The 24,505-nt window shown below is 55.8% G+C and carries 21 protein-coding genes and 1 pseudogene; 10 read left to right on the top strand and 12 right to left on the bottom strand.

What is annotated here, in order from left to right:
• The first annotated feature begins 102 nt into the window (after positions 1 to 102).
• Both ACHZCX_RS07935 and ACHZCX_RS07930 read left to right on the top strand, forming a co-directional pair.
• Complete coding sequence (locus ACHZCX_RS07935; RefSeq protein ID WP_319586697.1) at positions 103 to 555, top strand: universal stress protein; 453 nt, start codon at positions 103 to 105, stop codon at positions 553 to 555.
• Entirely contained in the window at positions 555 to 1,550 is a 996-nt protein-coding gene (locus tag ACHZCX_RS07930) for a hypothetical protein (RefSeq protein ID WP_319586696.1), read from the top strand. Before ACHZCX_RS07935 ends, ACHZCX_RS07930 begins: the two co-directional genes overlap by 1 nt.
• Before the next feature lie 90 nt (positions 1,551 to 1,640).
• On the opposite strand, the gene pgeF is transcribed toward ACHZCX_RS07930, so the two are convergent.
• From pgeF to ACHZCX_RS07900, 6 genes are all read right to left on the bottom strand, one after another.
• On the bottom strand, positions 1,641 to 2,402 hold the full coding sequence (gene pgeF, locus ACHZCX_RS07925; protein ID WP_319586695.1) for a peptidoglycan editing factor PgeF: 762 nt from the start codon (positions 2,400 to 2,402) through the stop codon (positions 1,641 to 1,643).
• 74 nt (positions 2,403 to 2,476) lie between these two features.
• Positions 2,477 to 4,042, bottom strand: a complete 1,566-nt coding sequence (locus ACHZCX_RS07920) for a DUF3373 family protein (protein WP_319586694.1) — start codon at positions 4,040 to 4,042, stop codon at positions 2,477 to 2,479.
• 249 nt (positions 4,043 to 4,291) lie between these two features.
• On the bottom strand, positions 4,292 to 6,565 hold the full coding sequence (gene clpA / locus ACHZCX_RS07915) for an ATP-dependent Clp protease ATP-binding subunit ClpA (protein ID WP_319586693.1): 2,274 nt from the start codon (positions 6,563 to 6,565) through the stop codon (positions 4,292 to 4,294).
• A 73-nt stretch (positions 6,566 to 6,638) separates the two neighbouring features.
• A complete protein-coding gene (gene clpS / locus ACHZCX_RS07910) occupies positions 6,639 to 6,956 on the bottom strand; it encodes an ATP-dependent Clp protease adapter ClpS (protein WP_319586692.1) in 318 nt (105 codons plus the stop codon).
• A gap of 203 nt (positions 6,957 to 7,159) precedes the next feature.
• Positions 7,160 to 8,521: a DNA polymerase III subunit delta gene (gene holA, locus ACHZCX_RS07905; protein WP_319586691.1), complete on the bottom strand. Its 1,362-nt coding sequence runs from the start codon at positions 8,519 to 8,521 to the stop codon at positions 7,160 to 7,162.
• A gap of 8 nt (positions 8,522 to 8,529) precedes the next feature.
• Entirely contained in the window at positions 8,530 to 10,980 is a 2,451-nt protein-coding gene (locus ACHZCX_RS07900; protein WP_319586690.1) for a hypothetical protein, read from the bottom strand.
• A gap of 18 nt (positions 10,981 to 10,998) precedes the next feature.
• Here ACHZCX_RS07900 and ACHZCX_RS07895 point away from each other — a divergent pair, with 18 nt between their 5' ends.
• From ACHZCX_RS07895 to ACHZCX_RS07880, 4 genes are all read left to right on the top strand, one after another.
• Positions 10,999 to 11,907: a DMT family transporter gene (locus tag ACHZCX_RS07895; protein WP_319586689.1), complete on the top strand. Its 909-nt coding sequence runs from the start codon at positions 10,999 to 11,001 to the stop codon at positions 11,905 to 11,907.
• Positions 11,904 to 12,104 carry a DUF2905 domain-containing protein gene (locus tag ACHZCX_RS07890; RefSeq protein WP_319586688.1) on the top strand — a complete coding sequence of 67 codons (201 nt, stop codon included), beginning with the start codon at positions 11,904 to 11,906 and terminating at the stop codon, positions 12,102 to 12,104. The genes ACHZCX_RS07895 and ACHZCX_RS07890 overlap by 4 nt, the downstream gene beginning before the upstream one ends.
• Positions 12,105 to 12,211: 107 nt before the next feature.
• Entirely contained in the window at positions 12,212 to 12,907 is a 696-nt protein-coding gene (locus ACHZCX_RS07885) for a hypothetical protein (protein WP_319586687.1), read from the top strand.
• The gene (locus ACHZCX_RS07880) at positions 12,904 to 13,548 is read left to right on the top strand and encodes an RluA family pseudouridine synthase (RefSeq protein ID WP_319586686.1); all 645 of its coding nucleotides are present in this window, start codon (positions 12,904 to 12,906) and stop codon (positions 13,546 to 13,548) included. Before ACHZCX_RS07885 ends, ACHZCX_RS07880 begins: the two co-directional genes overlap by 4 nt.
• Here the strand turns inward: ACHZCX_RS07880 and ACHZCX_RS07875 are convergent.
• The 4 genes from ACHZCX_RS07875 to ACHZCX_RS07860 form a co-directional block, all read right to left on the bottom strand.
• Positions 13,512 to 14,567 carry a LysM peptidoglycan-binding domain-containing protein gene (locus tag ACHZCX_RS07875; RefSeq protein ID WP_319586685.1) on the bottom strand — a complete coding sequence of 352 codons (1,056 nt, stop codon included), beginning with the start codon at positions 14,565 to 14,567 and terminating at the stop codon, positions 13,512 to 13,514. The genes ACHZCX_RS07880 and ACHZCX_RS07875 overlap by 37 nt on opposite strands.
• Before the next feature lie 142 nt (positions 14,568 to 14,709).
• A complete protein-coding gene (locus ACHZCX_RS07870) occupies positions 14,710 to 15,690 on the bottom strand; it encodes a malate dehydrogenase (protein ID WP_319586684.1) in 981 nt (326 codons plus the stop codon).
• Between the two features lie 366 nt (positions 15,691 to 16,056).
• Positions 16,057 to 16,578: an NUDIX domain-containing protein gene (locus ACHZCX_RS07865; protein WP_319586683.1), complete on the bottom strand. Its 522-nt coding sequence runs from the start codon at positions 16,576 to 16,578 to the stop codon at positions 16,057 to 16,059.
• Positions 16,579 to 16,785: 207 nt separating this feature from the next.
• A complete protein-coding gene (locus ACHZCX_RS07860) occupies positions 16,786 to 16,998 on the bottom strand; it encodes a hypothetical protein (RefSeq protein WP_319586682.1) in 213 nt (70 codons plus the stop codon).
• A gap of 122 nt (positions 16,999 to 17,120) precedes the next feature.
• Between ACHZCX_RS07860 and ACHZCX_RS07855 the strand changes: the two genes are divergently transcribed.
• The 4 genes from ACHZCX_RS07855 (at position 17,121) to ACHZCX_RS07840 (ending at position 21,578) form a co-directional block, all read left to right on the top strand.
• Positions 17,121 to 17,528, top strand: a complete 408-nt coding sequence (locus ACHZCX_RS07855) for a PilZ domain-containing protein (RefSeq protein WP_319586681.1) — start codon at positions 17,121 to 17,123, stop codon at positions 17,526 to 17,528.
• 61 nt (positions 17,529 to 17,589) lie between these two features.
• Complete coding sequence (locus ACHZCX_RS07850; RefSeq protein ID WP_319586680.1) at positions 17,590 to 18,729, top strand: radical SAM protein; 1,140 nt, start codon at positions 17,590 to 17,592, stop codon at positions 18,727 to 18,729.
• Positions 18,730 to 18,740: 11 nt separating this feature from the next.
• Complete coding sequence (locus ACHZCX_RS07845) at positions 18,741 to 19,625, top strand: radical SAM/SPASM domain-containing protein (RefSeq protein WP_319586679.1); 885 nt, start codon at positions 18,741 to 18,743, stop codon at positions 19,623 to 19,625.
• A 312-nt stretch (positions 19,626 to 19,937) separates the two neighbouring features.
• Entirely contained in the window at positions 19,938 to 21,578 is a 1,641-nt protein-coding gene (locus ACHZCX_RS07840; protein WP_319586678.1) for an ABC-F family ATP-binding cassette domain-containing protein, read from the top strand.
• A 266-nt stretch (positions 21,579 to 21,844) separates the two neighbouring features.
• Here ACHZCX_RS07840 and ACHZCX_RS07835 read toward each other — a convergent pair.
• Positions 21,845 to 22,188, bottom strand: a pseudogene (locus ACHZCX_RS07835) (YkvA family protein).
• 651 nt (positions 22,189 to 22,839) lie between these two features.
• Entirely contained in the window at positions 22,840 to 24,066 is a 1,227-nt protein-coding gene (locus ACHZCX_RS07830; protein WP_319586676.1) for a hypothetical protein, read from the bottom strand.
• Positions 24,067 to 24,505: the final 439 nt, after the last annotated feature.

The following is a 24,505-nucleotide window of genomic DNA, read 5'->3' as shown; positions in this document are numbered from 1 at the left end:
GATACGTTGATGCTGTCTCGCCAAGATCAGATCACGGAATTTTTCCGGCGTTGAACAACAGGGACAAGAGGGTAGTACCCACTCGGGGGAGGAAGTCAACTCATGGATTGGAAAAGAATTATTATCGCGCTCGATGATTCAGCCAGAGCATTCAATGCAGTTGAGTATGTGGGCCGTCTCCTGGGGAATCGGGAGGATGTTGTTCTCTGTTTGCTCCATATCTACCCGGAACCGCCGCCAGACTATTATCGATCCGGAGGAACCTTGGACGCCTATAAAAAGGTGCAGGAGGAGCAGGCGCAGAAGCTCTTCGACCGGGCGGAAACAATTCTGGTGCGGTATGGGGTTACGGCTGCCAACCTGACCTCCAGATGCCTGATGGCGGATCAGAAATCGATCAGTGCCGCTATCCTTGATATGCAGGTGCGGGAACATTACGGGACCATCGTGGTCGGCAAACGGGGGATACCCAAGGCAGAGGAATTTCTCTTCGGCTCCATTTCCAATGCCCTTGTTCATACCGGCAAGGATATTGCCGTCTGGGTGATCGGCTGATGGGCCCCTACACTGAAGTCAGTTCCTTACCTGATTCTATTGCCCGCACCTTGAAAGAACACCGGGTGACCCGAAGTCTGCGGCGGGCGTCCCGAGTGTTCACCGATACAACCGATTTTACCTCGATTGATTACGGCGACATTCTTCAGGTGGAAGACAGGTATTTTCTTATTACCTCCTACACCAAGGAGGGGCGGTTTGGCGTGGATGAGCAGGTCAAGCAATGGGTTCCAAAGGTCGAGGATCTGGCTACAGGGGTATCGTACATTGTCAAATTAGTCTTTTACGAGACATTTGAAATCAACCTCGGGCCATTCACCATTCCCTGCTACCGGAGCCCTGAAAAGGAGGCGCGCATCCTGGAGCTTGTGCAGGGGCGGCCGCATTTCATGCAGGGCGAATTGTTACTGGATGCCGTCGGCAATCTGATTCGGGTTATCGTTCCGGTCAGCGGCAATCGTCTTGATAAGGTCATCCATCGCAGCGAACTTCCCCATCAAGAGTATTTTTTCGAAGAATTGCCAGGCATCCTGGCGCGTTTTCTCGGAGCCCTGCAGGCTATCGGTTTTCTCCATGAGCATGGCTTCCGCCATGGAGATATCAGGCGGGATCATATTTTTGTTGATCGCAACACCGGCGTTTTTTATTGGATCGATTTTGATTATGAATTCTATCTGCCCGAGAAGCCCTTTGCCCTGGATCTGCTTGAACTGGGCAATGTTCTGATCTATCTCACGGGCAAAGGCGATTATAATCCAAGGGAGATCCTGGCGAATCCGAAGATGGGGGACACGGTGCTGCAGACCATCGTTCCCTCAGACTATGCCTTGCTCTCACAAAACAGAATCGTCAATCTGCGCAAGCTGTTTCCGTATATTCCCGAAAAATTAAACAATATTCTGCTGCATTTCTCTCTCGGCGCCGAGGTATTTTATGAGACAGTGGATGAACTCCAACAAGATCTCAGTGACGCCCTGCAACAACTGGGAGGGTGAAGCGGAGAACCCTTGGTCCGGCGGAGAACCTTTGGGCCTGAAGCTTCTCGGCTCACACGTTGGCTCTCTCCGTGGAATGCGGCCCCTGATTCAGGCAACGGCCGGTAGGCCGATGATCGAGCCATTTCTACCCGTTATTCCCTTTGTTGTTTTGGTTGCCCGGCGATAAGAAAAAAACTGCGGATTGCAGCAGGTGCAGAGGGCGGCCACATCGATATGTGCGGGCAGCACTCCCGCATCAAGCAACTGCCGCTGGCTGATGGCCCAGAAATCAAAGTAATGCGGCCGGACCTGATACTTGTGCATCCAGGCCGGCAGTTCATTGCGATAATGGATGAATTCGGCGCAGCACGGCCCAAGGGATGGGCTGATCGCCGCCACCAGACTGTCTGGAGCCACGTTGTATTTTTCTTGCAGACACCGGATGGTCTTGCCGATAATACCGACCACGCTGCCCCGCCAGCCGCAATGGATGGCGGCGATAACTCCTGATTGTGGTGCTGCCAGAAGGATCGCCTGGCAGTCGGCCTGCTGAATCAGCAGACCGGTTCCTGGCAAGGTCGAAATTAAGGCGTCATAGCCTTTCAGTTCAACCTTCGCATGCTCCTCCCCCACCAAAAGAATGTGATCGGAATGAACCTGATTGACCGACACTAAGTGGTGCAGCCCCAGGGATGCCAGGGCGCGGTTCCGGTTTGTCTGTACCCGCTCGGGTTGATCTCCCACATGATAGCTGAGGTTCAGCGAGGCGAACAACTCGCTGTTCACACCGCCCGCATTGGAGAACATCCCATGGGGAACGGGCAATAGCTGACTGGTGTAATGGGGAGGCGATGTTTCCTGAAGTTGCATAACTGGCGTGGAATGAAAAAAGGGAAAGCCCTTAAGGCTTTCCCTTGATTGAAGTGATGGTGGGCTAGGACAGGTTAGAAATACGCTTCAAAGGTCAGGTACACCTGATTGGCGCTTTCAACCGGATTCTGTCCCAGTGCCTGCAATTTATCTTTCTCGTCATCCAGATCATACGGTTTCATATTCCAATCGAATCCGCCGGAATAGTTGTAGTCATACAACTGCCAGCCCAAGCGGATAAAGGTTTTGGCATATTTCGAGATGGCCTCCCCTGTGGGCAAATCATAAATCATGTACAATTCATAGGCGTTGCCTCGGGTGGCCAGCTTCGACATGTAGAGGTCATCATGTCCGGGCGAGAAAGAGATCCAGTACTGTGAACCATAATTGTACTCGGCACCAAGTTTGAGGCCTAGTCTGTCAATGTCATAGCGGATGCCGGCATAGACGGAGTAGCCATTTTCGGAATCAGTATTGTAAGGTGAGGTGCGACTTGTGTAGTCATTGAACATACCATTCTCATTGGGGTCAGTCCGGCTCCAGCCACCGGCGATGAAGTAGTTCAGGTTGTTGATTTTGTCCATGTAGACGCCGCTGGTGTGATAGACGTTGCCCAGATTGACCTGGTCGCCATAAAGACTAGGTGCCCCAGCAATGCGAATAAGATCGCTAGAAAAAGCTGGGTAGTTAAAGAGATTGAAGGCCTCAAAGGTTTGGACGTTAAGGAAACGTGGTCCCTTTTTGAAGACATCCCAGCTGAAGCCGGCGAAATCGGTGTCGTCAATTCTTGGACCCAAATCGTTTTCCAGTCCATTTTCAAATCCGCGTCCATAGCAGAAGCGGATACGGCCATCTCCCAGGGCATCGTTGCCCCAATTATAGGCATAGCCAAGGGAAAGGCCGTCAAAGGGGTAATCCATATAGGCTGGTGGTGTGGCCATCCGGGTGTCGGTGCCCATGCGGAGATCTGCGGGCGGCCCGTCGGTGGTGGGTCGCCGGCCAATGGAGAACCACACCGGTGCTCCGCCAATATTGTTCCAGTTGACAAAGGCGCGGTCAACATACAGGGCACTGTCATTGGGGGTCCGGGTAGTGTTGCCATCAAAAATAGGCATTCCCCCACCTAAGCCGTCAGGGGTGGATTGCATGCCCCATGCCTTATACATGGCCAGTCGTCCCTTAAATTCCACATCTTCAGTCGCCTTGACCCGCATGTTGAGGCGGAGGCGGTTGGTCATAAGGGTATCGTTGCCCTCATCACCGGCGGCTTGTGCACCCCATATTGGATTACCGCCGCCATCCAATCCCACCATTCTTATAGGGGTACCCGCTGCAAACACATTGCTCCCTTGATAATAATCTCCCCGAGCCCGGAAATCGCCGTCAAACTGGAAGCGGGAAGCCAGGTCCCATTTTTCGGATTTTTCTTCGAGCATGGTGTCCATGTCGTCGACTTTGGTGCTGTACTCGGTCACAGTCTCGTTTTGCCGGGCCATCTGGGCTTTGAGTTCATCGAGTTGGCGCGACAGCTCGTCGATTTTGCGCTCCAGGTCCGCCGGGTTTTTACCGCCGCCGGCGATTGCAAACGCCGGTAGTGCAAAGAGTCCAGCAAAGGCCAGTATGGAAATTTTTTTTACCATTCTTCTCCCTCCCTCTCGGTTGATTCCCCAGCTTTGCCACGGCGTGATCTTGCTGGTTAGTATCCGGCATTGCAAGTCCGGGCCGACGACAATAGGTAAGATTCCTGATTGCCAACAAACACTATCTTGCTTATTGCCTGATGTCAATTGAACAGAACGGCACAGTTAAAAAAATGATACTAACGGAAGGGGAAGAGAAAAAAAAAGCCGGGCATCGTGATACTGCCCGGCTTTTTTTTGAGGGGGGATTTAGAGGTAGGAGAAGGTGGTTTGGTTGTTTTCCCTGCTGATTTCCACCTTGCCGCCTTTGGCCAGGCTGCCGAACAGGATCTCCTCGGTGAGCACATCACCGATCTCCTTCATGATCAGCCGTCGCAGCGGCCGTGCGCCGAAGGCCGGTTCGTAGCCTTCCTTGGCCAGCCAGGAGCGGGCCGAAGGGCTGAGGGTGATGGTCACTTTTTTGCTGGCCAGTTGTTGCTGCAGCTCCTGGACCATCTTGTCGACTACCTTCTCCACAGTTTCGATTTCCAGCGCCGAAAAGGTGATGGTGGCGTCCAACCGGTTACGAAATTCCGGTGAAAAGAGATTTTTAATAGCCTTTTGTTCTTTGCCTTTGGAATCACCAAGGAAACCAATGGCTCGTTCACTCATTTCACGGGCGCCGGCATTGGTGGTCATAATCAGGATGACATTGCGGAAATCGGCCCGGCGTCCGGCATTGTCGGTCAGGGTGGAATGATCCATAACCTGGAGGAGGATGGAAAAAACGTCCGGGTGCGCTTTCTCTATTTCATCCAGGAGGAGCACAGTGTAGGGATGCTTGCGGATGGCGTCGGTCAGCAGGCCGCCCTGGTCAAAGCCGATATAGCCGGGAGGAGCACCAATCAGTCGGGCCACCGCATGTTTTTCCATGTATTCGCTCATGTCGAAACGCTCGAAATGAACCGAGAGGGAGGCCGCCAATTGCCGGGCCACTTCCGTTTTACCCACGCCGGTGGGGCCGGCAAAGAGGAAGGAGCCGGTCGGCGCCTGCGGATTGCCCAGCCCCGCTCTTGAACGCTTAACTGCCTTGACCAGGGCGCTGATGGCCTCATCCTGGCCGAAGATCACGGTTTTGAGTTTGTCTTCCAGATGCAGGAGTTCCCCGGTATCGCTGCCTGTCGCCTTGCTGTTGACCGGTACCCGGGCTATTTTTGAAACGATCTGCTCGACATCACGCACCCCGACCGTGCGTCCGGTCTTGCCGCTTAAGCGGAAGAAGGCTCCGACTTCGTCCATTACATCAATGGCTTTGTCCGGCAGGAACCGGTCGTTGATAAAGCGATGCGCCAATTCAGCCGTGGCTTCAATCGCGGTCTTGGCATAACGGATCTGGTGATGCTCTTCATAGCGCGATTGCAGGCCCTGAAGGATTTTGCAGGTATCCTCCACCGAGGGTTCGTCGATGTCAATCTTTTGAAAGCGGCGGGACAGGGCCCGGTCTTTTTCGATATGATTTTTGTATTCCTCGTAGGTGGTGGACCCGATGCAGCGGATGGTGCCGGCCTGCAGCGCGGGTTTGAGCAGGTTGGAGGCGTCCATGGAACCGCCGCTGGTGGCCCCGGCGCCGATGATGGTGTGCATCTCATCGATAAACAGAATGGCCTTGTCCTTCTTTTCGATGGCTGCCACCACTTCTTTCAGGCGTTTCTCGAAATCGCCCCGGTATTTGGTGCCGGCCACCAGAGTGCCGAGATCGAGCATGTAAATTTCCGCATCCTGGAGCAAGTCGGGGATCAGCTTTTTCGGATCCGGGTAGAGTTCCCGCCGGGCAATGCTGTCCTCGTGAATTCTGAGAGCCAGTCCTTCGGCCATGGCCGTTTTGCCGACCCCTGGTTCCCCGACCAGCAGCGGGTTGTTTTTTTTCCGCCGGCAGAGGACCTGCATCATCCGGTACAGTTCGCGATCCCGTCCGATCAAAGGATCGATCGTGCCCTCGGCGGCCCGTTTGGCAAAATTCACGGTGAATTCGTCTAGGGCATCGGTGGGTTTATCTTGTTTCTTTTTCGTTTGCTGCTGCCCAGGAGGTGGCTGCCGGAGCGGTTCGCTTTGCAGATATTCCGGCAGGCTGTGGGAGATGTATTCCACCACTTCCAGGCGGCCGACCCCTTCACTGCCAAGGAAGTAAACGGCATGCGAATCAGGCTCGGTGAAAATGGAGACAAGAACGTCACCGGTGTCGACCTGTTTTTTGCCGCAACTCTGGACATGGCTAACCGCCCGTTGCAGCACCCGATTAAAGGCAACGGTCTGCGCCGGTTCGCCGTCGTCCGTTTTCAAGACAGGCATACCTGTTTCAAAGAAACGTTCGAGGCGTTCTTTGAGGGTGCTGTTATTGCCGCCGCATTTATCGATGATATGGCGGGCGAGGTCATCATGCAGCAATCCGTAGAGCATATGTTCAACCGTGACATACTCATGACGGTGACTTTTTGCTTCCTTGATCGCCTTAATCAGGGCGAGTTCGAGCTCTTTACTCAACATAATTTCTTTCCTTTGGAGGAAGACATCTTTCCGCTTCTCTGGATTGTCCGATGTCTAAAACATTGTGTCATGTTCAACTGTCTTTTTCCAGCGAGCACCGCAGCGGAAACTGATTTCTTCTCGCCATCCGGTGAACAATGGCCACCTTGGTTTCACCGATTTCACGGGTGTAAAGACCCGCTATGCCCACTCCCTGATGATGCACATTCAGCATGATCCGGGTGGCTTCGTCCGTATCCTTGTGGAAAACCGTTTGCAAAACCAAGACGACAAAATCCATTGTGGTGTAATCGTCATTATGCAGCAGCACCTTGTAGAGAGGTGGTTCCTGCACGGATTCCCGATCGGTGGTTTCAATTTTTTCTTGAATAAATGAATCTTCTTTCGCCATGCCTCAACTCAATCGGGGCGGATGGTCTGCGCCTCAACCCCTCATCATTTCCCTGGTGTCCGTCACCCCTTGATAGGGGACAAGATCAACAGGGCCATGGTTATCGTCGGGTGCCGACTTGAAACGATAATCCATGTTATTATTTTAATGCCCGCTTTTGTTTTTGCAAGGCCGGTTAAGCGGGCGGCTCTTTCTTTTGCAGGCTATCGGGAAAGCATGGACAGAATCAAGTGCTGCAGAATGGTAGGCGCAGCAATCGGTGATCCCTTGAGCCGCAATTCGGCACGGAGAAGGAGCTGCAGCCATGAGGAGAGCACTGGCAGCGGAAAGAGGGATGCGGTTTTGAATTGCATGAAGAGGGCATAGGGATGGCCTCCCAACTCTTTTTTCCACTGTTCCCGCTCCTTAAGCAGGGGCAGGCAGGTCTGTTGGAATGCAGCTGCGGTCATGGCCGGTTCATAGCGCACCATAGGTTGCTCCAATAGAGCGCGGCAGAGGAGGAGCCCCCGGGCAAAATTCCGTAGGGTGGCGACCACGGCCAGGGGGTGAATGCCGTTTTCCTGGAGCCGATCGGCGATAACGAGGGCTTGTTCCAGGTCCCTTCGGGAGAGGGCGGTAGTCAGTTCGAAGAGGGCTTCCTGACGGGTGCGGCCGACGAGGAGATCAAGGTCGTCGCGGGTGATCTGCCGGCGCTCGCCGATGTACGCCATTACCTTGCGCAGCTCCATGACCACGGCCACGGGGTGGAAGCCGACCCGTTCGAAGAGGAGGTCGGTCAATCCCGGCGCTATGGTCTTGTTCTGCTCGGCCAGGGTTTGCCGGACCAGTTCCTGGAGGACGGCTTTTTGTTCCTTCTGCGCCTTCGCACCCGATCCGCCTTCGACGCTCAGGTCGACCACGGTCTGTTCATCCTTGAGCAGTTTGAACAGTTTTTTCCGTTTGTCGACCTCCTCGGTCAGCAGGATGAGGGTGTTGTTCTGCGGAATGCCCGTAGCGAGGATGGCCGCCAGCATCTCCCCCGGATCTGATGGTGTGGTCGCCCCCCCACTGCCGTGCGAGGTTGTCCGGTCGGCGGACAAAGAGTTCCGGGTCCAGCTCAGGTCGCCATCGGGCCGGGCAAAGCCGAAACATTGTTGCCACTCGGCTGCAGCCATGGTTTCCAGGTCGTTATCCGGGACCTGCGCAAGGCCGCCGCTTTCCAGCAGGGCACGGAGCGCACGCCCAGCCTGCTCCGGTTTGGCGTCGGCGTGGGCCTTGCACGCCCTGTCCCAGATGCTTTTCGCGACCTGTTTGGAGAGAAACAGCCGGGTGTCAGTGACTCTGTAGACCTGTCGACCGGGCAAGAGGCTGAAACTGCGGAGTTTGGCAAGGGTGGCAGTGCCGTCCTCCTGATCGCCGTCAATGGGGTGAACGGTGCCGCCCGATCCTTGCAGCAGGACCTGTTCCAGTTGTTCCAGTGCATTCTGGCAGAGGTAACGCTCGCCAAACAGCAAAAACACCTGTGAGGGGCCAACTGCCGCCTGGGTGAGCAGCGCGGGCAGCGTTTCACGGGTGTAGAGCGCCATAACCGGTTTCAGCCCTGGGGGCGCTCGAACCGGTTCCTCGTTGCCGTGCCGGAGGCCTGCTGGGTTTCATCGAGAATTTTGTGCAAGATAGCGGTGAGTGAGCCGGGCAGCAGGTAGTCTTGTCCCCGGTCGCCCTGGAAAATAGAGGACGATTGCTGGGCCACGGTTTTCCAGGAGATGGTGGAGGGGTTGCTGGCGATGATCTCAAAGAACATTTTGTTGTAGGGATCGTTGATCAGGGCCAGACCGGTGCCGATGGTGGCCAGAATATCCACCGAACTGGCGAACAGCCGGGTAAGGGTGGTGTACACTTTGACCCCGCCGCAGGAACCGAGACTGAGAAAGCGTTGTTTTTCGCGAAGCTCGGATTCGGTCACCTTGTTATCTTCGATCAGCTTGGTTAGCGGCTCAATAATCTGTTCCGAGCGCCAGTAGCTGTGGCCGCGCTGGGCGAGCATCTCGTCCTTGGAATGGATGAAGCGGTTCAACATCTCCATCTGGTTTTCTTTATCGGAATAGACGAATTGGGTATGCACGATGGTGACGCTCCCCACCTTCTTGACAAAAGCCACAGCGAAATGCCGCTCCCGCATAGACTGGAACAGTGAGGCCAGCCCGATACCCTGGACGCCAGAGGGGGCCGAGCCTACGGAATACTGTTGCGAGGGCACCAACTGGTAGCCATTGCTGAGCAGTAGATTGGCATTGGAGATAAACGACTGCCGTCCGTCGTCGTCTGGGTGGAACATCGAAACCGAACCAAGGCGGCCGTCCTGTTTCCATTCGGCAAACGGGGTGACCTGATAACGATCAAGATTGACCGCGCCATGACGGACGATAAGCCGGCTGATGAGGGTGCGGTCTGCCGGACCAAGCAGTTCCGGATAGGTCTGAAGATAGTATTGGAGAATGACATTGATCAGTTTGGCAAAGGCCGAGTTCTCCGCTTCGCTGTTCTGTGCCATAATGGTAATCAGATAGGTGCGGGCGTCGGGCGTCAACACCTTGAGCAGATGGCTCAGGGTGGCGGAGAAGAGCAGAATCGAATCCTCGTTTTGGAAGGCGGAAGCAGCGACCAGGCTGAGGATTTCCCGCTGCTTGCCGCCATCGGTCGGGAAAAAAACGGTCAGTTTCCCTTTCTGGGCGCAACTGGAAATGAAATCGGAGACCAGACGGCTTTCCGGATCAATCGACTTGAGAAAGCTCAACAGATCTCCCTGGTTTCTGCTGGCAATTCTAGCCTGTAGTACAGGTACCAGGATTTCGCGAAAGGATGAATCATACAGTTCGCCGCCCTGCGTCATGACGGCATAGGCGTTGGCCACGCTCAGGTCGCGGGCGGTCTGCACCCTGGCGGCTGAGGTAGCCTGCTTGAGAACGGAGATGGCTTGGCCCTTGCTGCCGCCTGAAAATTGGCCGCTGAACCGTTCCTGAACCGAAGGGGGCAGTTCTCCGAATTTATTTGCCAGTTGACCCATGGAATAGCTGTTGAGTGTGGACTCGGAGAGCTCGTAGCCGTTTGCATCGGTAACGGCGTGAAAATTATTGATTTTCCATACTATTTCCGTGCTACCTTCCTCCAGGGCCTGGAGCAGAACGGTCTTCTGGTGGCTGTCGAGTTTGTCGTATTGAGCTTCCTGGACATTGGCGGGAAGAGCGAAGTAGCTGACCAGCCAGTTCCAGGCATCCCGGGGCGCCAGGGATTTGTCGGTGAACAGGCAACGGGCGTTCCAGGCGTCGTCCTGGTGCAGCTTCTGGATCAGTTCCAGGCCGTCGAGCAGGGTTTCGATGTCCATGCCGGAAACTTTGGCATAGGTTTCCGCCGCTTTGGCCTGGTTGTTTCTCAGCCGCATCAGGGCCGGCATGCCTTTTTGGGCAATATCGACCCGCATGCCCTTGACGGCAAAAAAAGCCTTGGCAGCCCGGTTGTTGTAGTCGTCCATGTTGTTGAGCAGCGAGATCATAGGCATGGCCTGATTAGCGGTCACGCCCTGCATGCCGAGATAACTGCGGAAGGCTCGGCCCGCTTCGAAACTCATTTCCTTGACCGTGGCCAGGCTGGCCATGCCGAGTTTGATGTCGGCGGTGCTAAGGCTGGCCAAGGACTCGAAGGTCTGGACCTGCTCAAAGTTGAAACGCTCCCGGCCGAGGATGTCAATCGTCTGCTTGGCGTACTCAAAGTTGACGCCGGGCAGGGCGCATATCTTGCGGAGAATGCGTTGGGCGTTATAGTGCATTTTGGGTATGACCGCCTTGCCATAGTCAATCTGCTGGCTGGTCAAACCGGGAATGCTCTGGTATAGGTCCAGGGTTTGTTGGGCGCTTGCCTGGTCCAACTGGGCGCTTGCCTGGTTCGGCTGAGGGCTTGCCCCGCGAACCGGTAGCACGGGACCGGAGAGAAAAACAACAAACGTGGCTAGAAACAGCAGGGCGCGGGGACAGAGAGTGTGATGTCGCATAGTGTGAAGAGTGGGTTGATGGAATCTGAAGGGTTGCAAAAAATGTTACCCTTTATGGCCTTGGTGCTGGCCATGGCGCTTTGGGGCAGTTCTTTTGTGGCATTGAAATACAGCTTTCAGGAGATGCACCCCCTGATGGTTATTCTGGGGCGAATGGTGATCGCTTCCTTCTGCTTTCTTCCTTTTTATCGTTCCGTGGGCAGAATGGGGCTCAAGCGACGGAACCTTCTGCCGGTTCTGGCGATGTGTCTGTGTGAGCCCTGCTTGTACTTTTTATTTGAATCCATGGCATTGGTCTATACCAGTGCTTCGCAAGCATCCATGATCACATCCATGCTGCCACTTATGGTTGCCTTGAGCGCCGGTTTTTTTCTCGGAGAGCAGATCTCCAGCCGGACCATCGGTGGGTTTGTTGTCGCCGCCGCCGGTGCGCTCTGGCTCAGCATGGGCGGCCAGGCAACCGTGGCGGCCCCCCACCCCGCTTTGGGCAATTTCCTCGAATTTATGGCCATGATTTGTGCAGCAGGCTATACTATTCTAATGAAACGGTTAAGTAAAGAGCTCCATCCTTTTTTTCTCACCGGGCTGCAGGCCTTTGCCGGTGCCCTCTTCTTTACTCCGGCCTTGCTGCTGCCTTCGGTGCGGGCCACGTCGCTGTCGGTGAACGGCTGGCTGGCTGTGCTCTATCTGGGAACCGTGGTCAGTGTCGGGGCCTACGGGTTGTATAATTTCGGTATCAGTCGGATTCCGGCAAGTCAGGCCTCTGCTTTTGTCAACTTGATCCCGGTGTTCTCCATTGTCCTGGGATTTTTTCTTTTGGGAGAGCGGTTGACCTTCGGGCAGGGGATGGCCTGTGCCTTGGTGTTCAGCGGAGTGCTGTTGAGCCAGGATTCCGCAATTGGGAAAAAACAGGTGTGCGCGGCATGAACAGGCCTCTGGTCCTCATAGGCATCTGTTGTATCGTCGCCGGACTGCTTTGGCCCTGGCTGCGCGCGGTGCCGCTCGGCCGTTTTCCGGGTGATATTGTTGTTGTTCGAGAGAATTTTCGTTTCTTTTTTCCCCTCACCAGTTGTGTTGTGGTCAGTGTGCTGCTGACGATCCTTTTCTGGCTGTTTCGCAAATAACCTTGCTTCCTTACCCAGCCTCATCACCCACACCATGTCCTGACTGTGAGGATCAGGATACCCTTCGGCCGCCCGTGAACGGTGGTTGGTGCTCAGGTTGCGGGACGATGCACGAGCTGCCATCAGCTCCAGCCAGGGAGGATTGCCTGGAGCTGATGGCACTTCTTCATTACCACCGGCGGATCGATTGGCCGATTCCGGAGGCTCTGGCCGATCCCCGCTGCTCGACCGACCCCTTGTTCGGCGACGCCGGTGGCAAGATGTTCGGCGTCCTCTGCTGCCGGGACGCAGCCGGAGCACGGGTGGTGCTTCGCGCTTTTTCCGGGCAATTCAATGGTCTGTGGCGGGTGGCGGGATGGGTGGATCCGATCTTCGATGTCGCCGCTTTTGCCCATCTCACTTTGGAGCCCGAGCGAGAAATCAAGCAAATCGGCAGGGAGATGGCACTGCTGCCCAAGGATTCGGTCCGCCGCCGGCAGCTCCTTGTCAAACGGAGAACACTTTCCCGACTCTTGATGCGGGAGATCCACGATCTGTATCGGCTGGTCAATTTTCGCGGTGAGGCCTTGCCGCTTGTCGCAGCCTTTTGCGGCGACGGGGCGCCACCGTCGGGTACGGGTGATTGCTGTGGTCCGAAATTACTCCATCGTGCCGCCATCAACGGATTGCGACCGGAGGCGCTGGCCGAGTTCTACTGGGGCCGAAGCAATGCTTCTGCTACCAAGAGCCACCGCGAGTTGTATCCGGCTTGCGCCGCAAAATGCCGGATGATCCTGGGCTTTCAACTGTGCGGCCTGGAATGAGCGAACCGGGGTTGTTGCGTATCCTGTATCAGGACCAGGCAATTGTGGTGGTGGATAAACCCGGCGGGTTGCTGGCGGTTCCAGGGCGCGGTCCGGACAAGCAGGATTCGGTGGTCGGCAGGGTGCGGCAGATGATCCCCTGGTGCATCGATCAACCGGCGGCGCATCGCCTGGATATGGACACTTACGGCCTGATGGTCCTGGGCCTAACACCCGCAGCCCATCGCCATCTCTCGCTCCAGTTCGCCGAACGGCGGGTGGGTAAACGGTACCTTGCCCTGCTCGAAGGAGAAGTGACGGGAGAGTCGGGTGAAATAACACTGCCCTTCCGGCTTGATCCGGCCAACCGCCCCTACCAGATCTATGACCCGGTCCAGGGCAAGGTGGGTATCAGCCGGTGGCAGAGAATCGAGATTCGATCCGGTCGCACCCGGGTGCTTTTCACGCCGCTGACTGGCCGGACGCATCAACTCCGTTTACATGCCAGTCATCCTCTGGGCCTGGGCTGTCCTGTCGTCGGTGATCGTCTGTATGGGGCCGGATGCCTTGGCGAGCAACTCATGCTCCATGCCGCATGGCTGCAATTTGTGCATCCGGAGACCGGTCAAAGGGTGGAATTTTTTTCGGATCCTTCCTTTTGACCGGTTTGGCTTTTCAGGACTGGCTGGTCCGTAACGGGGCAGCGGTTTTCTATGCCGTTCAGGCGCAGAACCATGCCAGGTTGAAGCTTCCGTGGATCAGTAACCTGTTCCCGGTTGAGCTGATGGATTTTTCTCCACAAATCTTCCTGGCAGAGCTGCCGTTCGGCAATCAGACTCAGTGAGTCGCCGGATTGCACCGTGTAGGTATCGATGCGATTCCGGTGATTGTTTGCGGGTAAGGAAGGCTCCTGTTCGGCTGCCATGATGTTCTCGGGTGGACTGCTCTGGACCGGATGAGCCTGAACCGGTTTCGCATTCTGAACTTTTTCCGGTGGTGAAAACGTCGGCGGTGCCGGTGCCTCCGAAGCAGCGACGGTTTTTTGGGCCGCCACCGGGACCAGCGTTTCCGGCAATATTTTTTCCTGAACCGGTGGATCGGCCGTTTTCACTTCTTGAGATTTTTCCGTCACCATTGCCGCTGGCGTTGCCGGAGCAAAGACGGGTTGCTGGCTTGCTCTCGGCACCTGCACCTCCGAAGATGTTTTTTCTGGAGACAGAGTCGGTTGAGGTTTGGCCAAGATCAGGAAGATGATCGCAGCTGCCAAACCTGCGGCTACTCCCGCGCCAAGCAGCGGCAGAAGTCGTTTTCCCGCAGTCCCTTGTTTGGGCGTCGACGGTGTTTCCCGGATCCGCTGGTTTCTTCGTTTGACCGCCTTGGTGAGCAGCAGGGCCTCATCCAATCGTTTGATCTGCTCGTGGATGTCGGGGAAATCGACGGCTAAGAGCAGAACCGATTCGTAGAGCGCTTTCGCTTCTTCGGTTTTCCCTGAAATTTCCAGCGCCTCTGCCTGGGCAATCATGGTTTCCGCCTTGGCCTGCTGTTGTTCCAACTCCCGGTTGAGCGCCTGGCATTCTTCCGTGCTAAGAGCGGATTCATGCAGAGTGAGCAGGGTCCTGGCTTCTACTATCCGGCCGGTCTTCATCGTTTCCTCAATGGTTGCTGCGGTGATGGTGTCCAACTGGCGGCTCCTGGAGAAGGTTCACTTTGCAAGGAGCGTAACGGGCGGCCGATCGCTTTGTCAAGCTAGTGGAAAAAATTGGGTAAAAAAAAGGGGTGCTCAATGAGCACCCCTTGGACAGCATCAGAAATCGAGGAAACGATTATTTGACGTGATCGGCTACAGCGGCTCTTTCGCCTTGCAGCTCGGCTTCGGTCTTTTTGATCATCTCGCGGCTGTAGTCGCTGATTTCCAGTCCTTCAACGATCTTCCAGTCGCCGTTTTCGCAGGTGATCGGGAAAGCGAAAATCAGGTCTTGGTCAACGCCGTAGGGGTTGCCCTTGCTGAATACGCCCATGCTGACCCATTGGCCGTTGCTGCCCAAAGCCCAGGTTCTCATGTGATCAACCGCGGCGGAAGCTGCGGATGCTGCAGAGGAAGCGCCGCGGGCCTTGATGATGGCTGCGCCGCGCTGCTGGACGGTCGGGATGAAGTCGCTCTTGTTCCACTCGTCGCTGACCAGGGATTTAACCGCTTTACCGTCAGCGGTTGCGTAGCTGATGTCCGGATACTGGGTGGCGGAATGGTTACCCCAGACAACAACCTTCTCGACCTTGGTGGAGTGGGTGCCGGTTTTCTCGGCGATCTGGGACATGGCCCGGTTGTGGTCCAGACGCATCATAGCGGTGACGTTGCGCGGATTGAGTTTCGGGGCATTTTTCATGCAGATCAGGGCGTTGGTGTTGGCAGGATTGCCGACAACCAGGATCTTGACGGTGGGTTTGGCATTGTCACTCAGAGCCTTGCCCTGGACAGTGAAGATCGCGCCGTTGGCGTTGAGCAGGTCAGAGCGCTCCATGCCCGGTCCACGTGGTCTGGAACCGACCAACAGGCCGAAATCGATATCTTTGAAGGCGACATTGGGATCATCGGTGGCGATTACACCTGCAACCAGCGGGAAGGCGCAGTCATTGAGCTCCATCAGAACGCCTTGGAGGGCGCCCATTGCCGGGGGGATTTCCAGGAGCTGAAGGATAACAGGCTGATCAGGTCCGAGCATGCTGCCGCTGGCAATGCGGAAAATGAGGGAATAGCTGATCTGGCCGGCAGCTCCGGTTACTGCTACACGTACTGGTGCTTTCATTTGTATCTCCTTGTGGTTGAACCTAACAATTAGTAGACCAATAAATTTGGTAACCTACCGTAACGTTGTCATGCGTTTCCTTATGAAAGGAATGTCGATCAAGAAGCTGGGTACCTTTGGTGAAGCAAGGCCGAACAATGGAAATGAAGAGTAGGAATGTTTTGGATGTGGCTTGGTGGGCCGGACGGGAAGCGTGTCGCGGAAGAGGCACGAATCCGGGAGACGGAAGAAATGTGAAGAATTCTTAAACGCTCCAACCAAAGAGACAAATCCCCTTTCAAATCCGCCGTTATTGATACAAGTCAACGGCTCAAAAGTCAAGCGCTCTTTGCTGCACGGTGTAACTCTCTGCAATAGAGAGATTTTTCAGGAAATAGAGGCGTAGCGGTCGGCGATCACCATCATGAGTGTCTCGTAGGTGAATCCCCAGACAAAGCCCTCGGTGGCAGGGATGCAGGGAAACAGAACGTCGGGACAGCGCGGACTCATCGGTCGCTGGATGATATTGGCACTGTCGGCAATATATTCCAGTTCAAGCCATTCGTGGCAGCTGATTTCAGAGGTTTGCAGCCTGATATTCGGCTGCTCACTCAGTTCAAAAAGATAGGTAGTGACCGGAACGGGCTGATTCAGGTGGTTGCCCGCTTTGCGAACAGGATACTGCTTGACCAGATTGCCGACGGAAAGCTGAATGCCGCACTCCTCGTAGGTTTCCCGGAGGCAGGTCGCCAGCAGGGACGGGTCCTCTTCATCGCGCCGGCCGCCGGGAAAGGCATAGTGCCCGGACCATGGATCCCTCGGGTTGGCTTTGCGTTTCAGGACCAGCACCTCCGGAACCGGTTCACAGGTAATGATGGTCGCCACGGCGGCTTCGGTTGTTCTATGCACGTCCATCCCTTCTTTATAGCAAATAATCTCTCTGTGCGCCAAGAACCGAATAGAAGAAAAAATGATGCAATCCAACCGGAACAGTCATTGGCCACAAACATTTTTTCTCAAATGCTTGTATGTTCGCTCTAAGAATAATCATTTTTTCATAATTTTCCAGAGGATGAAGAGAAGTTCATCCTAAACTGTATGGCATCGTTGAATGTCTCAATTGGTTCTGCCGTCGCTGGCGGTGAGCATCATCGAGGGCGATGCCGCCGTCGGTATTGTCGGCACGGCTGCCACCCTAGCAATATCGGGCCGAGATACGGTGCCATTGGCTCCATGGGCAGTTTTGGCCACCTCGCCAGTTTGACCAAGATTATCTTCATCGTTGATATGGTGGTCGGCCGGCTGGAGCTGATCCCCCTTTCTCGCCATGCTCCATCCCGATTTCTTGGTATTTAAACGATAATCCATTTTTCCCTTGTATAAGGTGAGGGAAAAGTCGGAAACTGTATTTGCTACGTCAACCTATGAGCGTTTATGCAAGGGGGGAAGGAATGCAGACGGATTTTGCGGAAAGAAGGCGACATATTCGTGTTTATTTTGATGCCACGGAGGAGATGGGGTGCGAATTCAGTAATGGTGCCGGGGCGACCAAGATGTTGCGGGCATCGGTTCTTGATTTGAGCTTGGGGGGGCTGCATCTCTCCGTCACCGGCGATTTCAATTTTGTGACCGGCGACCGCATTATTCTGACCCGATTAAGGCACCGAACTGGGCTGGTGTGCGAGGAGGAGATTCCCGTGGAGATTCGGTGGGTCTTCACGCAGGCTGAATTCAGCCGACTGTATATGGGGTGCCGGTTTCTTGAATTGCCGGAGGAGAGCCGAGGCAATATCGCCAACCTGATCAGCGTCAAATTGCTCGAATCCAGCACGGCTCGCTTCTCACCCCCAAATGATTGAGCACCAAGTGGGCCCATCTTCCCCTCCGCTCCTTAGGCCATTTTGAAGATCAGCCCGATACATGCATAAAGTGGAACCCTACCAGGGCTTTGAACAGGGACCGATCCGGCCACCCAGTGAGAGCGGCAGCCTGTTGATCCGGGTCACCCGGAACTGTCCCTGGAACCGCTGCACCTTCTGTGGCCTGTACAAAGGCGAGCCCTTCAGCCAGCGGCCCGTGGCCCATGTGCTGCGGGATATCGAGACTGTCCGGCACTACGTCGAATTATTGCGCGGGGGGCAGGGAGCATTCGGTTCACTCCCGACGCTTGACCCAGCAATGAACTGGGACGACCAGATGGCCCTGTACGCGGCCCGCAACTGGCTGCTGGCAGGCGGTATCTCGGTTTTTCTCCAGGATTCCAACAGTCTGATCATCAATCCGGACCACCTGGTGGCCATCCTGCATCACCTCAAGGCGGTCTTTCCCGGCATCGAACGCATCACCTCCTATGCCCGTTCCCAGACCATCGCCCGGATGGACGATGCCGATCTTGGCCGCATCGCCGCCGCCGGACTCAACCGCATTCATATCGGCCTGGAATCGGGCTGCGACGCCGTGCTTACTCGGGTGAAAAAGGGAGCGGACAAGGCGGCCCATATTCTGGCCGGGTGCATGGTGAAGCAGGCCGGGATGGAACTCTCCGAATACTACATGCCCGGTCTCGGTGGGCGCACGCTCTCGCAACAGCACGCCCTGGAAAGTGCCGACGCCCTCAACCGGATCAACCCGGATTTTATCCGGCTGCGCACCCTGGCCCTGCCCGAGGGGCATGAACTCACCCGTGAACAGGCAAAAGGTGGTTTCGAGAAAATGGGTGACCGGGATACCGCCGAGGAGCTGCTGCTCTTTCTGCAATCGCTCTCCGGGATCACCAGCCGGGTCAAGAGCGATCACATTCTCAATCTGTTCGAGGAGATCGATGGCGTCCTGCCCGATGATCGCCAGCGGATGCTGGCCGTGATCCGCCGTTTTCTCGCCATGGACCCCGAGGAGCAGGTGCTTTACCAGATCGGCCGTCGCACAGGCCTCTTCCGGCGCCTCGACGATTGCCGCGACCCGGGATTGCGGCGGCAGGCCCAGGAATTTGTCGAGCAATGGATGGTCACGCCCGAGAATGTCGATTTGATCTGCGATGAGCTGGTCAAGCGGTTAATCTAAGAGACACCACCTTGCCCGGTTTTAAAAAAATCTATATCGAAATCACCAACCGCTGCAATCTGGCCTGCCCGTTCTGCGCCCAGAGCAGCCGCGTCAAAGCGTTCATGGCTGCAGCGGCTTTTACCGAGGTGCTGCGCCGCATCCACGGCGCCACCCGATTCATCTCCTTTCACGTGCTCGGCGAACCTCTGCTCCATCCCGAATTCTGCCAACTGCTGGCCATCAGCGGCGAGCAGGGGATGCAAGTCAACCTCACCACCAACGGTACCCTGCTGGGCCGGCACCGACGCACCCTGCTCACTGCCCCGGCCCTGCGCCAGATCAATATTTCTCTTCACGGGCTGGCCCATTTGGAGCGCGAGGCTGCGGAGGGGCACCTGCAGGAAATGATCGATTTTGCCAAGGAGGCGAGCCGGACCACTAGGCTCTATATCAGTCTGCGGCTGTGGAACTTGGGAACGGGGAAAAGCCAAGAGGGCAGTGGCTGGAACGAATGGCTGCTGGAGCGGCTGGGCAGTGCCTTTGCCCTGCCGGTCATCCGGGCCGATGCCCTTCGGGCGGAACGTGGCCTTCCCCTGGCGCCCAGGGTTTTTCTCAATCCTGAACCGCAATTTTCCTGGCCGCATCTTTCCAGCCCGGATCTCGGCCGGCAGGGATACTGCCGGGGCCTGCGCGATCATCTCGCTATCCTGGTGGACGGCACAGTGGTTCCCTGTTGCCTGGATGCCGAGGGCCTGCTGGCTCTGGGTAATATTTTCAGCCAATCCTTGGATGATATTCTCGCCGGTCCCCGTGCTCGCCGGATGGAGGAGGGGTTTGGCCATCAATGGCTGGTCGAGCCCCTCTGCCGCCGCTGTTCGTATCGGCTTCGTTTTTCCACCACTTCCCGGGCCTGATTACTCTGAGCCTATTGCACAATGAACGGTTGCAGGTTGTGTCATTTCGACCGGAGGGAGAAATCTCCTTGTCTTGAAGGCGTAGATTTCTCGCTAACACTCGAAATGACGACATCTAGTCCTCAGCCTCCCGAGAGACGAGTGGGACCTGCGGTGTGATTGTGTCATTTTGCACGAGACTCCTCTGCTGCACAAAAAGCTGCTTGCCCCTTGCATGTGCTTCCTTTCCCGGCTATGTTGCGGCCTTTTTTTAGGCGGAGCACCACCTTGGTTCCCGTCTGTCTCCATCCGTCCCTTTCCTTGTGAGTTTCCATGATCCATCTGACCAATATCACCAAACAGCACGGCTCCCGGGTTTTATTTCGCGACGCCTCCATGCAGATCCTCCCTGCCACCCGCACCGGCCTGGTCGGGCCCAACGGAGCCGGTAAAACCACCTTGTTCCGGCTGATTACCGGCCAGGAGGAGCCGGATAAGGGTGAGATCTCTTGTTCCAAACGGACGGTGATCGGCTATTTTTCCCAGGAGGTGGGCGAGATGTCCGGCCGTTCAGCCCTAGCCGAGGTCATGGCTGCCGCTGGTGCGATTACGGCTTTGGGCGAGCAGATCCGGGAGATGGAAGCGGCCATGTCCACGCCGATGGCGGATGACGAGATGACGGCCCTGCTCGAGCGCTACGGCAACGCCACCGAGGAGTTTGAGCATCGGGGCGGTTATGACCTGGAAAATCGGGCCCAGGCGGTGCTCACCGGACTCGGCATCGGCAGCGACCGCTACGGCTTTCCGGTCGAGACCTTCAGCGGTGGCTGGAAGATGCGCATCGCCCTGGCCGGGATCCTCACCATCAACCCGGATGTCCTGCTGCTCGACGAGCCGACCAACCACCTTGACGTCGAATCGATCGTCTGGCTGGAGGAGTGGCTGGTGAGCGAGTTCAAGGGCGCGCTGCTGATGACCTGCCATGACCGTGAATTCATGAACCGGGTGGTCAGCCGGATCGTCGAGGTCGCCAATCAGACCGTGACCACCTACAGCGGCAACTACGATTTTTATCTGCGCGAACGGGAGATCCGGCGCGAACAACTGCTGGCCAGTTTCCGGCGGCAGCAGGAGATGTTGGCCAAGGAAGAGGATTTCATTGCCCGCTTCGGGGCCAGGGTTTCCCACGCCGCCCAAGTGCAGTCGCGGATCAAGAAACTGGAGAAGATCGAACGGATACAGCTGCCGCCGGAGCAGCGGACCATCAAGTTCGAATTCCCCGAGCCGCCTCGCAGCGGCGACGATGTTGTCCGCTTGGATGGTCTCGGCAAAGTCTGGCTGCAGCCGGACGGCACCACCCGCCGGGTGTTCGGCGGCCTTGAAGGCATGATCCGGCGGCGGGAGAAAATCGCGCTCACCGGCCGCAACGGAGCCGGTAAATCAACCCTGCTCAAGGTGCTGGCCGGGCAGGTGGAACCGACCACCGGCACGGTTGTGATCGGGGCCAATGTGCTCACCGGCTATTTCAGCCAGCATTCAATGGACCTGCTCGACGGCGACATGACGGTGTCTGCCACCGTGCAGGCCGCCATGCCCCTGGCCAACATCGGCACAGTCCGCAACCTCTGCGCCACCTTCCTCTTCCAGGGGGATGATGTCGATAAGCGAATAAAGCTGCTCTCCGGCGGCGAAAAAAGCCGGGTGATCCTGGCCATGCTGCTGGCCCGGCCGCTCAATTTTCTCATCCTCGACGAGCCGACCAACCACCTCGACATCCAGTCGCGCGAGGTGCTGCTCGAGGCATTGCAGCAGTTCACCGGCACCCTGATCATGGTCAGCCACGACCGCCATTTCCTCCGTTCCCTGGTCAACCGGGTCTTTGAGATCGATCATGGCCAGATGCGAATTTTCGAGGGGGATTATGATTACTACCTTGGGCAGATTGCATCGGCTGATTTGCCGCGTGGAGGTTGAGATTCGGGAGAGTTTCGCGATGGATCGGGGATGAAAAGTTGAAGGCGGCCGGGCGTATTGTTGAGGATTGTGGATGTGTTAAGAGGGAGCCCGACGTTTTGCTTAGCACCAGTTTTTTGCATTAAACGCAGACAGGAAAAAGTCCTAGCCTGGATACAGGGCAACGTAATCCGGGAAATCGTAGCGCACACTTTTCCCGGAATACGTTTAGGCTTCATCCTGGCAACTCGCTTTTAGACAGCAAGTTGAGTGGTTAGAACTTTTTATTATATGCCAAACCATACTTTTAATTTTGCGCTGCTTGGACTTTTACATCGTCAGTAATATAGATGGTCACAGCAGCTACTGCTGCTGCAAGCACCCCAAGATCGTCAGCATACCCAACCACTGGTACAATATCTGGAATTGCATCAGCAGGAAAAATTAAGTAACCAAGCGCCCCATATATGGTTGTTTTTGCCCATACTGGGGTTTCGGGAGATTGAGCTGCATAGTAGAGCCAGAGAGCTTTCTCAACAACTTCTTGGCCGGCAATTTTGGCATATTTAACAATTTTATCCCAGAAACCCTCGTCCGAGAATTCTTTTTCATAGCCTTTTGCGTCTGACATTAATCTTCCTCCTTTGGTTTATAAAGAGACCACTTCTGCATTTTCTCGTTATTTATAATCAACTTCGCTAATTGTTAACTACTTGATCTGTCAATTTAATAAGCGGATTTGTGTTCGCCATATTCTCAATTCCCGATGAAAGCACGAAAATTATTCTTATTGCGATTGTATGGAGCAATCATATGGAAAGTCAAAGAATTTTCTTATAAATTGCATCCAAGCGGGGAGAACATCGTGAACAGTCGGAGGAGAATTACGGTGACAGGGAGAATTACGGGGACAGGATATATATTTTATTTAATGACACCTGGCAATCCCTGCGGGATGGGCGTTCTTTTCTTTGCGTGCCCAAAGAAATGAACCCGTCGTGTGGACTGCGCCACACCACTAAAGAAAGGGCAGCCCGGTCGCTGAGACTACCCCGTTCGCCGAGGTGCAGAACCGGCGAGGCAAAAACTCGCTGCGCTCAAACAGTTTGCCTCTTCATCCGGTTCCGCACCCCGCCGCCCGGCTCAGCGGCAAGGCACCCGGCAGCCCCGGATTCATTTTTCCCGGAAAGGCGCATCCCAGCGGGGCGAACATCGTGAAAAGTCGGGGAGGCGGGTAAGGGATTTGTTTGTCCACTGATTTTGCCACATCTCATCCTTACCTTCACCGCAACAACTCCGGCTGAAACACCATCACCCCACCGAGCACAATCAACACCAATCCGCCGACAATCCGGCAATGACCGGCGTAGCGCTGGCCGATGCTGGTGTCCAGGGCCAGGACCGCCAGGCTGAAGATAATCAGGTCATCGAGCATGAAGAAGAAATCGTAGAGCAGGATGTAGCCGTAGTATTCGATGGTCGGCAGGTTGCGGAGAGCCAGCGTGTGGGTGAAAATGGCGGGCAGGGCGGCCGAACAGGCGAATTCGATCGAATTGACGATAAAGGCCAGGGCGATAATGCCAAAGACCGTGAATGTGGTCAGTGGCGCCTCGACGATCTGGTCGATGCGGCTCATCGTTTTTTTCTTGGACGTAGCATCACCGACCGTGCAGGTCAGTTGGCCCTTGGTCTGCACATATTCCCGGATGTTGAGGATGCCCGCACCCAGGGCCCCGAGGCCGATGATCAGGGTGAGGCTGCGCAAGTAGCCGAGGAAGAGAAAGACATTGAGCCAGGCGGTCATGAACAAGAAGTAGAGAATGCCCGAACTGGCGACAAAGGTGCCGACCAGCAGCCAGATCTTGCGGCGGTCGTTGAGGCTGACAATCAGCGAGATCAGGTAGACCAGAACCCACATGGCGCAGGGGTTGAATCCGTCGACCAGGCCGATGATCACCGCCAGTGCCGGCAGGGAATACTCGGCCAGCCGGATGGTGCCCAAAAGCGGCAGGTCGAGCGTTTGCCGGTGACCGCTGCCTGCATCTGTCTGCGGAAACAGGGAAGGGTCATTTTTCACCACCGCCCGAATGGCCTGTTCCAGGCGCACGCCGGTTGTTTCCGCTGTCTCGAAGCCGTCGATCATGTAGGGGCCGATGAAGGTCATGGGTACACCAATTGTTGCGAGCGGCTCGCTGCTCTTGGCGATGAAGTCAGCCAGCAGCCTGACGTTTTCCGGCAGCGAGGTATCGTACTCCATCCAGGAAAGCTCGGGATATTTGGCCTGGAGATAGGGGATAAAGAGCTTCTGCTCGCGGCAATGCGGGCACTGGGGATGAAAGAAAAAGGCAATCTGCTGCTGGTGCGGGGCGATCTGCCCTTCTCTCTGGTACTCAAGGCAGGAGAGGCCAATGCCAAGCAGGATCAGGCCGAGGAAGAGGTACCTGCGGAAGGGATCGTTGACGATCTCCCGCAGCCAGTCCGGGATACTGAGAAAGGCAGCCTGCTTCATGTCGCCCCCCTGAGAGAAATATCGGAATAATTTGTATTTGCATTCAAGCTGACACTCCGTTTGTGTAGGGTGCGCTGCGCGCACCAGCAAAAGCATGGTGGTGCGCGCAGCGCACCCTACAAGTACATGCCAACTTGAAAGCGAATTGAAACAAGGAATTTCCGGGACAGGCCGAGCAGCTCTCTGTAAGCAGCAAGAACGACCTGGAAACATGAGAAAGCTATACGGCATCAGCCCGATATGCAACAGGTTTTACCTGCAACGTGCGGGCGGGGAGGGCATACAGCCGCGACGCTCTCGTGGATTCTTTCTTCCGCGCCTAGAATTCAGCAGCCGGGCCGCCTTTCACCTTGAGTTGACCTGAACGTATTGCTACCATTGCAGGAGAGCTGCATCTTGTCAACGAACGACCGGAGACGTCCTATCGTGCCCTCAAACC

Origin of the sequence: uncultured Desulfobulbus sp., from assembly GCF_963662935.2 — a bacterium.
Classification (GTDB): domain Bacteria; phylum Desulfobacterota; class Desulfobulbia; order Desulfobulbales; family Desulfobulbaceae; genus Desulfobulbus.
This window is presented reverse-complemented; position numbering and strand designations above follow the sequence as displayed.